Origin of the sequence: Actinomadura sp. KC345, assembly GCF_004348515.1 — a bacterium.
GTDB lineage: Bacteria > Actinomycetota > Actinomycetes > Streptosporangiales > Streptosporangiaceae > Spirillospora.
On the sequence record NZ_SMKH01000308.1, the window covers coordinates 1 to 8,734 of the forward strand.

6 protein-coding genes are annotated in these 8,734 nt (G+C 73.8%); 4 read left to right on the forward strand and 2 right to left on the reverse strand.

Translation table 11 applies throughout. The annotated features are described in order from the left end of the window. Positions 1 to 380: 380 nt before the first annotated feature. Positions 381 to 1,625: an MFS transporter gene (locus E1281_RS33265; protein ID WP_207943645.1), complete on the reverse strand. Its 1,245-nt coding sequence runs from the start codon at positions 1,623 to 1,625 to the stop codon at positions 381 to 383. Positions 1,626 to 2,012: 387 nt separating this feature from the next. Here E1281_RS33265 and lon point away from each other — a divergent pair, with 387 nt between their 5' ends. Both lon and E1281_RS33275 read left to right on the forward strand, forming a co-directional pair. Beyond that, entirely contained in the window at positions 2,013 to 4,409 is a 2,397-nt protein-coding gene (gene lon / locus E1281_RS33270; protein WP_131883684.1) for an endopeptidase La, read from the forward strand. Positions 4,410 to 4,532: 123 nt separating this feature from the next. Next, positions 4,533 to 5,018, forward strand: coding sequence for a VanZ family protein (locus tag E1281_RS33275; protein WP_243717670.1), 486 nt, complete (start codon positions 4,533 to 4,535; stop codon positions 5,016 to 5,018). A 15-nt stretch (positions 5,019 to 5,033) separates the two neighbouring features. Here the strand turns inward: E1281_RS33275 and E1281_RS33280 are convergent, their stop codons facing one another. After that, positions 5,034 to 5,519: a hypothetical protein gene (locus tag E1281_RS33280; protein ID WP_131883686.1), complete on the reverse strand. Its 486-nt coding sequence runs from the start codon at positions 5,517 to 5,519 to the stop codon at positions 5,034 to 5,036. Between the two features lie 199 nt (positions 5,520 to 5,718). Here E1281_RS33280 and E1281_RS33285 point away from each other — a divergent pair, with 199 nt between their 5' ends. Beyond that, a complete protein-coding gene (locus E1281_RS33285) occupies positions 5,719 to 6,744 on the forward strand; it encodes a winged helix-turn-helix domain-containing protein (RefSeq protein WP_131883687.1) in 1,026 nt (341 codons plus the stop codon). 93 nt (positions 6,745 to 6,837) lie between these two features. Further along, positions 6,838 to 8,734, forward strand: a 1,897-nt coding sequence (locus E1281_RS33290; protein ID WP_131883688.1) for an AfsR/SARP family transcriptional regulator, incomplete at its 3' end; no start/stop codon positions are given.

Here is an 8,734-nt window from a genome sequence, read left to right on the forward strand (position 1 = left end):
CGGTTCTCACGCTCTGTGCGGTTCACCCGGGGGCCCTCCCGTTTTCGACCTGGGGCTTTGCCGCCCCGAGGATCTTTCCTTCACCCTGTGTCACGATCTCGTTGCGTTAAGTACCCCTGCGTCATGCCGCCCGCGGCACCGCTTGGGGGACGGTGCCCGCCGCGGTCGGGCGCGCCGCGGTCGTCCTCGGCCGTACGGACCGGGCCGCGCGGGGACGGGACGGTCCGGTTCTCACGCTCTGTGCGGTTCACCCGGGGGCCCTCCCGTTTTCGACCTGGGGCTTTGCCGCCCCGAGGATCTTTCCTTCACCCTGTGTCACGATCTCGTTGCGTTAAGTACCCCTGCGTCATGCGCGCGTAAACCGCCCCCCGCGCAAAGAATCATGATCGCGAACCGGCCTTTGCCTCCGCGTTGCCCGCCCCCGCGGGCGCGGCCGGGGAGCCGCGGTGCAGGACGTGGCGCGCGAGGGCCACGAGCGCCAGGGACGCCACGAGCGCGCAGACGGCCGCCCAGCCGGCCCGCGCGAAGGCGGCGGCGCCGAGCCAGGAGCCGGTGCTGCCGCCCAGGAAGGCGCAGGTCATATAGGCGGTGTTGATCCGGCTGCGGGCCTCGGGGCGCAGCCCGAAGATCCGGGACTGGTTCGCGACCATGCCGGACTGCATCGACACGTCCAGCAGGAGCGTTCCGGCCGCGAGCGCCGCGAGCCCCACCGCGCCCCCGGCGGCGCCGAACGCCAGAATCCCGGCCGACACGATGGTCCCGAGGATGGCGGCGAGGTTGACCGGATCCGAGCCCCTGCGGTCCACCTGGCGGCCGGCCAGGGGAGTGGCGACCATGGTGCCCGCGCCGACCAGGGCCAGCACTCCCACCGCCTGCGCCCCGAGTCCGTACTCCGGGCCGGTGAGCAGCAGCGCGACGCCCGTCCACACGGCCTGGAAACCGCCGAAGACCGTCGCCTGGTAGAGGCACGTCCGGCGCAGCTCCGGCTCCCGGCGCAGCATCCGCAGCGGCTCGGCCAGCAGGGCCGGGTACGGCCGCCTGGACGGCGGGACGGTCCGCGGCAGGGCGAACGCCAGCGCCACCGCGAGGCACAGGGCGACCACCGCGGCGACGACGTAGGGCGCCCGCCACCCGAGCCGCTCGCCGATCAGCCCGCCGAACGTGCGGGCCAGCAGGATGCCGCCGATCGAGCCGGACAGCAGCGTTCCCATGACCGCGCCGCGCCGGTCGTCCCCCGCGAGTCCGGCCGCCATCGGCGCGATGACCTGCGCGACCACGGTCGTGACCCCGGCCAGCGCGCTCGCGCCGACGAGCGGCGGCAGCGCGGGCGCGCCGCTCGCGCCCAGCAGCCCGGCCCCCGTGACGCCCAGCAGCACCACGATCAGCGTCCGGTGCGGCAACCGGTCGCCGAGCGGCACCAGCAGGAAGTTCCCCGCCGCGTACCCGAGCTGCGCCGCCGTCACCACCAGCGCGGCCGAGTCCGGCGAGACGTCCAGCCCGGAGGCGACCAGCGGGCTGACCGCCTGCGGGAAGTAGAGGTTCCCCACGGCGACGCCGCAGGTCAGAGAGAGAAGGAAGACCACCCGGCGCGTGAGGCCGCCGGGCTCTGAGGCGTGCGAGGACACGGATGCTCCATCGATTCGACGCGGCAAGGGCCGGCGGGGCGCGAGAACCCCGCGTGAGACTCGCCTCGGCGTCGAGGAGCGCGTGCCGGTTGGACCGAAGTGCCGGCTAGACCGAGACGCGCTCCGCCACCGAGGCGCCGGCCGTGGCCTTACCGAAGCCCATGTACACGATCAGCCTCCCGAACCGGACCCGGAACATCCCACCGAACCTCGCACGTTCTGCCCACACCGGCAACGGGGTTTTCCCGTCCCATGGCCGAGGCGGAGGCCCCCCGGGATGGTGATCGCTGAGAGCGAACGTTGTTGAGGAAACAAAATGGTGCTCCGGATTCTTGAGTGTGTATGACTCAACTTGATGTTGGGTGACGTACGGACTTGGAGCTGAGCATGAGCGAGACCCTGACGCTGCCGGTGCTGCCCCTGGACGACGGGGCCGTTCTGCCGGGCATGGTGGTGCCCCTGGACCTGTCCGAGAGCGGCGAGGTGCGGGCCGCCATCGAGGCCGCGCGGGCGGTGGCCCAGTCCAAGGGGCCGGGCATCCGGTCGGCGAGCAAGCCGCGGGTGCTGCTGGTGCCCAGGCTGGACGGGCAGTACGCCGGTATCGGGACGCTCGGCGTCGTCGAGCAGGAGGGGCGGCTGCCCGGTGGTGAGCCGGGGGTCGTCGTCCGAGGCGTGCAGCGGGTGCGGATCGGGACCGGGACGACCGGGCCCGGCGTGGCGCTGTGGGTCGAGGGCACCCTGATCGAGACGCCGCCGGCGTCCGGGCGCGCGCAGGAACTGGCGAAGGAGTACAAGAGCCTGGTCAGCGCGATCCTGCAGAAGCGGGGCGCCTGGCAGGTCGTGGACGTGGTGCAGCAGATCGACGACCCGTCCACGCTGGCCGACAACGCCGGATACGCGCCCTACCTCTCCGACGAGCAGAAGACCGAGGTCCTGGAGACGCCGGATGTGGTGGAGCGGCTCAACCTGGTGATCGGGTGGGCGCGCGACCATCTGGCCGAGCTGGACGTGGCGGAGACGATCCGCAAGGACGTCCAGGAGGGCATGGAGAAGACGCAGCGGGAGTTCCTGCTGCGGCAGCAGCAGGAGGCCATCCGCAAGGAGCTGGCCGAGCTGAACGGCGACCCCGCCGACGAGGAGGACGACTACCGGGCCCGGATCGAGGCGGCGAACCTGCCCGAGAAGGTGCGCGAGGCGGCGCTGAAGGAGGTCGACAAGCTGGAGCGGTCGTCCGACGCCTCGCCCGAGGGCGGATGGATCCGCACCTGGCTCGACACCGTGCTCGACATCCCGTGGAACGACCGGACCGAGGACGCCTACGACATCACCGGCGCCCGGGAGGTCCTGGACGCCGACCACGCGGGCCTCGACGACGTGAAGGAGCGCATCATCGAGTACCTGGCCGTGCGCAAGCGGCGAGAGGACCGGGGCCTCGGCGTCGTGGGCGGACGCAGGAGCGGTGCGGTCCTGGCCCTGACCGGCCCTCCTGGCGTCGGTAAGACGTCCCTCGGCGAGTCGGTCGCACGGTCCATGGGACGCAAGTTCGTCCGGGTCGCCTTGGGCGGTGTCAGGGACGAGGCCGAGATCCGCGGTCACCGCCGGACGTACGTGGGCGCGCTTCCCGGACGGATCGTCCGGGCCATCCGCGAGGCCGGTTCCATGAACCCGGTCGTTCTGCTGGACGAGGTCGACAAGGTCGGCGCCGACTACCGGGGCGACCCGACGGCGGCGCTGCTGGAGGTCCTCGACCCCGAGCAGAACCACACGTTCAGGGACCACTACCTGGAGGTGGAGCTCGACCTGAGCGACGTGCTGTTCCTCGCCACCGCGAACGTGGTGGAGGCGATCCCCGCGCCGCTGCTCGACCGGATGGAGCTCGTGCAGCTGGACGGCTACACCGAGCACGAGAAGGTCACGATCGCCCGCGACCACCTGTTGCCGCGCCAGCTCGACAAGGCGGGGCTGGAGGCGTCCGAGGTGGGCTTCGGCGACGACGCGCTGCGGCTGCTGGCGTCCGAGTACACCCGTGAGGCGGGCGTCCGGTCGCTGGACCGGTCGATCGCGCGGGTGCTGCGGAAGGTCGCCGCGAACGTGGCGCTGGAGAAGTCCGGGCTGCCGGTCTCGATCGGCGCGGGCGACCTGAAGGACTACCTGGGGCGGCCCAGGTACACGCCGGAGGTCGAGCTGAGCAGGAACGAGCGGCGGACGGGCGTGCCCGGCGTCGCGACGGGCCTGGCGGTCACCGGCGCGGGCGGCGACGTCCTCTACATCGAGGCGTCGCTGGCCGACAAGGAGACCGGCGACACGGGGGTCACGCTCACCGGGCAGCTCGGCGACGTCATGAAGGAGTCGGCGCGGATCGCGCTCAGCTACCTGCGTTCGCGCGGGGCGGAGCTGGAGCTGCCGGTCGGCGACCTGAAGGACCGCGGCGTCCACGTCCACGTGCCGGCCGGCGCGATCCCGAAGGACGGGCCGAGCGCGGGCATCACGATGACGACGGCGCTGGCGTCGCTGCTGTCCGGCCGGGCGGTCCGCTCGGACGTGGCGATGACCGGAGAGGTGTCGCTGACCGGGCGGGTGCTGCCGATCGGCGGCCTGAAGCAGAAGCTGCTGGCCGCGTCCCGGCTCGGCATCACGACCGCGATCGTGCCGAAGCGCAACGAGCCGGACCTTGAGGACGTCCCGGCCGAGGTCCTGGACAACCTGACGGTGTTCGCCGTGAGCGACGTCCGCGAGGTGCTGGACCTGGCCCTGGAGCCGGCCACCACGCCGGTGGCGGCCTGATCCTCCCGGAACGCCCGCGCCGGGCCCGGTCCCGGCGCGGGCGTTCCGACGTCATCCCTGGTTTCGGACGTCCCTTATCTCCCGCCGCACATGGGCGGCGGGAGGGCGGGGACGACGCGGCGCGTGTTGGTGGAGATGTGGCAGCCCGCAGCGCCAGGCAAGAAGGTCCCCTGGTACGTCTTCGCCCTGCGCGTCGTCGTCGTGACGATCGCGCTGGGTGCTCTCGGCGTCTTCTTCTATTTCGCCTTCAAGCTGACGCTGACCCCCGTCCGGGACAACGGGCAGGCGGGCGGGAACACCGACCCCGGCCGCTCGCTCCGCTTCTACCTGGAGCGTCCCACCAAGGACGCCTTGCTCCAGATCGGCGGCAACCTCGCACTGCTCGCCCCTCTGGGCGTGCTCATTCCCCTCGTCTGGACGACCCTCCGCGGCCCCATACGCTTGGCGCTCCTCGCCGGAATGCTCTCCCTCGTCATCGAGACGATCCAGGGCGGCCTCGTCATGGGCCGCGCCTTCGACATCGACGACGTCATCCTCAACGTCATCGGGGTCGTCATCGCCTACCTGCTCCTGGGGCGCCGCCTCTCCAGGGCCGTCCGCGGCGACTGACCGCGCGCCGGGAGCTCAGCCGCAGTGGGAGGCGATGGGCGAGGTCTCCAGGTGCCGCTTGCCGTGGAAGTAGATGTCACCGGCGGCGTGGATGCACCGGTTCCGCGCGTTCTGGTACACGGGCCCGGCGTAGTACTTGAAGTCGTCGTCCTCCGTCGAGGGCCACCGGACGGGGGTGCAGCGCGGCCCCGGGCTCGTCTCCTTGCAGGCCGCCAGGTACACCGTCGTGCGAAGGCTCTTGCCCCGGGTGACGCCGAGATGGTTGAGCCTCGCGCAGTTGCGTCCGTCCTTGTAGTACACGACGAGTTCGGCGACGGGCTTGCCGTCGTACTTGGCGACCTTGCGGTCGATGAGCGTCCCGCTGCAGTCCGCCGCAGCGGCCTGCGGGGCGGACTGCGCCTCCTGCGCCAGGGCGGGGCCCGTGGTCAGCGCGAAGGCGGAGACGCCGGCCGCCAGGCCCAGCCCTGCGGTCGCCCCGATTCTCGTCTTCCAGCTCGTCATCGATCCTCCTCTGGTGGGGCCGTCGGCACGGCCGCTCTGCGTCGAATGGTGTGCGGGCGGTCGCGCGGCGCGCACGATGATTCGGCGCGGCGCTAAAAGCGCAGGTCGGCGGCGTCCATGATCGGTATTTAGCGGATTGTTAGCGGGTTGCGCGATCCTCGGAGGCGTTGCTGGACGGGGATCTGTCGCGGGGGCGGCCATGCTTCGGGTGCATTTCACGGGTGAAGACCTGGTCCGGACCCGCGTGGCCGAGACCCCCGACCCGCTGTGGGAGACCGTGCTGAGCCTCCAGATGCTGCGTGCTCGGTACGGGGGCGCGGTCTTCGGCGAATGGCGCTCGCGGGTACGGGCGGACCTGCGCGGCGGCGGGCTGTCCGGGGTGGTGCGGGAACTCCTCTTCCCGCTCACCCCGGACGCCGCGTACTTCCCCGACTTCCTCACCCCGCCGGAAGGGCTGCTCGGACTCGACGCGGGGATCGCCGCGGTGCTCGACACCCCCGCGCCGAGGCTGCGCCGCGAGATCGGGCGCCTGGAGTTCCCCGGCGGCGTCCCGGCGGCGGTGCGGGCGCTCGCGGGAGGCGACCGGACCGTCCGGGACGATCTGGGCGCGGCACTGCGCGCCTACCACGACACGGCGGTGCGGCCGTACTGGCCGGGCATCAGGGAGCGCGCGGACGCCGATCTGGCCGCGCGCCACCTGGAGCGGCGGGTCGGCGGGATCGGCGAGGTGCTCGCGGGGTTCTGGCCGATGATGACGTGGTCCCCGCCGGTCCTGGAGATGAGCCATCCGGTCGACCGCGACCTGCACCTGCGAGGGCGGGGGCTGGTCCTCGTCCCGTCCCGGTTCTGCTGGCGGCGGCCGGTGCCCGTCGCCGACCCCGCGCTGCCTCCGACGATCATCTACCCGATGCGGCTGACGGCCGGACCGGGGCCGGGCGGCACCGGCCGGGCGGACGCGGCGCGCGGGGGAGACGGGACGGACACCTCCCTGGCGCGGCTCCTGGGCGCCACGCGGGCGCGGGTCCTGCGCTCGACCGCCGGCGGCCGGACCACCACGGAGCTGGCCCGGTGCGCCGGCGTGTCCGCGGCCACGGCCAGCGGCCATGCCGGAGTGCTGCGCGAGGCCGGGCTGGTCATCAGCCGGCGCAGGGCCAACAGCATGGTGCACGTCCTCACCGACCTCGGTGCCGCGCTCGTCCACGAGGAGCGCCGGGTTCCGGCCTGACCTCGCGCTTGCACGAACCCCGGCGGGTCCCGGGGACGCCTCCACTAGAGTGGTGTGGCTCCGTTATTCCCCCTGCCGTGAGGTGAACGCCCGTTGGGCTGTGGGCTGTACTTCAGGGTCCTCGGGCCGCTCGTGGCCGAGCGCGACGGCGTACCCCTGGACGTGGGCGGCCCGCAGAACCGCACCGTCCTTGCGCTGCTGCTGCTGGAGGCGGGCCGCACCGTCGCGGTGGAACGCCTGGCCGAGGCGCTCTGGGACGACGAGCCGCCGGCGTCGTGGCGGGTCCAGCTCCAGGGAATCGTGTCGCGGCTCCGCCGGGCCCTGGGCGCGGACGGCGAGCGGGCGTCGGCTCCGATCGAGACGCGCCCGCCCGGGTACCGGCTCGCGGTCCGGGAGGAGCGCCTCGACCTCGCCTGTTTCCGGCGCGAGGTCGCGGACGCCGCCGGCCTGGCCGCCTCTGGGCGCCCCGAGGGCGCCGCCGGACTGCTGCACACGGCGCTCGCCCGCTGGCGGGGACCGGTGTGCGCCGACGTCCCGTCCCCGTACGTCAGGCGCGTCGCGGCCGACGTGGAGGATCTGCGGCTCACCGCCACCGAGGACCGCGTCGACGCCGACGTCGCCCTCGGCCGGTGGGACGGGCTGGTCGCCGAGCTTCAGGCGCTGGTGCGCGAGCATCCGCTGCGGGAGCGGTGCGCGGGCCAGCTGATGACCGTCCTCGCCAGGGCGGGGCGGCCCGCCGACGCGCTCGCCGTCTTCCGCGCCCTGCGCGAACGGCTGGTCGACGAGCTGGGCATCGAGCCGTCCACCGGCCTCCAGCAGCTGCACCGGTCGATCCTCACCGGCGCGCGAGGGCCGGGGGAGGCGGACGCGGGTCACGGCCGGCCGTACCTGGTGCCGTGCCAGCTGCCGGCCGACGTCCCGGACCATGTGGGCCGCGATGACGTCCTGGACGAGCTGGCGGCCGAGCTGGCGGCGGGGTCGCGCGCCGCCCCGCCCTGCGTGGCGATCACCGGGCCCGGCGGGATCGGGAAGACGGCGCTGGCGCTGCGCCTCGCCCACCGGCTGCGCGGCGCCTACCCCGACGGCCGGCTGTACGCGCGGCTCCGGGAGCGGACGGGGCCCGCCGAGGTGCTCGCGGCGTTCCTGCACGCGTTCGGCGTCCCGCCGGCCGGGGTCCCGGCGGGCCTGGACGAGCGCGGCGCGCTGTTCCGCGAGCTGCTGGCCAACCGCCGCGTGCTGATCGTCCTGGACGACGCGGCGGACGAGGCGTGGCTGCGGCATCTGCTGCCGGGCGAGCCGCGCTGCGCGGTCCTGGTCACCAGCCGCCAGCGGCTCAGCGGGGCCGGTGCGCTGCGGGCGGTGGCGCTGGGGGCGCTCCCCCCGGACGCGGGGCTGGCGCTGTTCCGCTCCGTCGCCGGCCCGCGCGCGGCCGCCGGCCGGGGAGGCGGCGACGCGGGGGCCGCCGTGGAGATCGTCCGGCTCTGCGGCGGGCTGCCGCTCGCCATCCGCATCGCGGCCGCGCGGCTGGCGTCCCGTCCCGGCTGGACGGCCGCCGACATGGCGGCCCGGCTCGCCTCCCAGCGGCACCGCCTCGACTGGCTCCAGCAGGGCGACCTCGGCGTCCGGGCCAGCTTCCAGGACAGCTACGCCTCGCTGACCGGTGAGCAGCGGCGGCTGTTCCGCCGGCTCGGGCTCCTGGAGCCGGGGGAGTTCCCGCCGTGGGTGCCGGCGGCGCTGCTGGACGAGCGTAACGCCGCGGCCGAACGGCTCCTCGACGACCTGGTCGACGTGCACCTCGTCGAACCCGCCGGCCGGGGCGCCACCGGGCCCCGCCACCGGATGCACGACCTGATCCACCTCCTCGCCGCCGAGCTGGCCGGCGAGGACGAGCCCGCCGAACGGCACGCCGCCGTGGACCGGGTGCTGGGCGGCTGGCAGGACCTCGCCGCGGCCGCCGACGCCGAGCTGCCGCACCTTGCTCTTATACACC

Excerpts from the sequence above, each read along its gene's own strand:
- lon (WP_131883684.1), top strand. The coding sequence starts at position 2,013 with ATGAGCGAGACCCTGACGCTGCCGGTGCTGCCCCTGGACGACGGGGCC.
- E1281_RS33280 (WP_131883686.1), bottom strand. The coding sequence starts at position 5,519 with ATGACGAGCTGGAAGACGAGAATCGGGGCGACCGCAGGGCTGGGCCTG.
- E1281_RS33285 (WP_131883687.1), top strand. The coding sequence starts at position 5,719 with ATGCTTCGGGTGCATTTCACGGGTGAAGACCTGGTCCGGACCCGCGTG.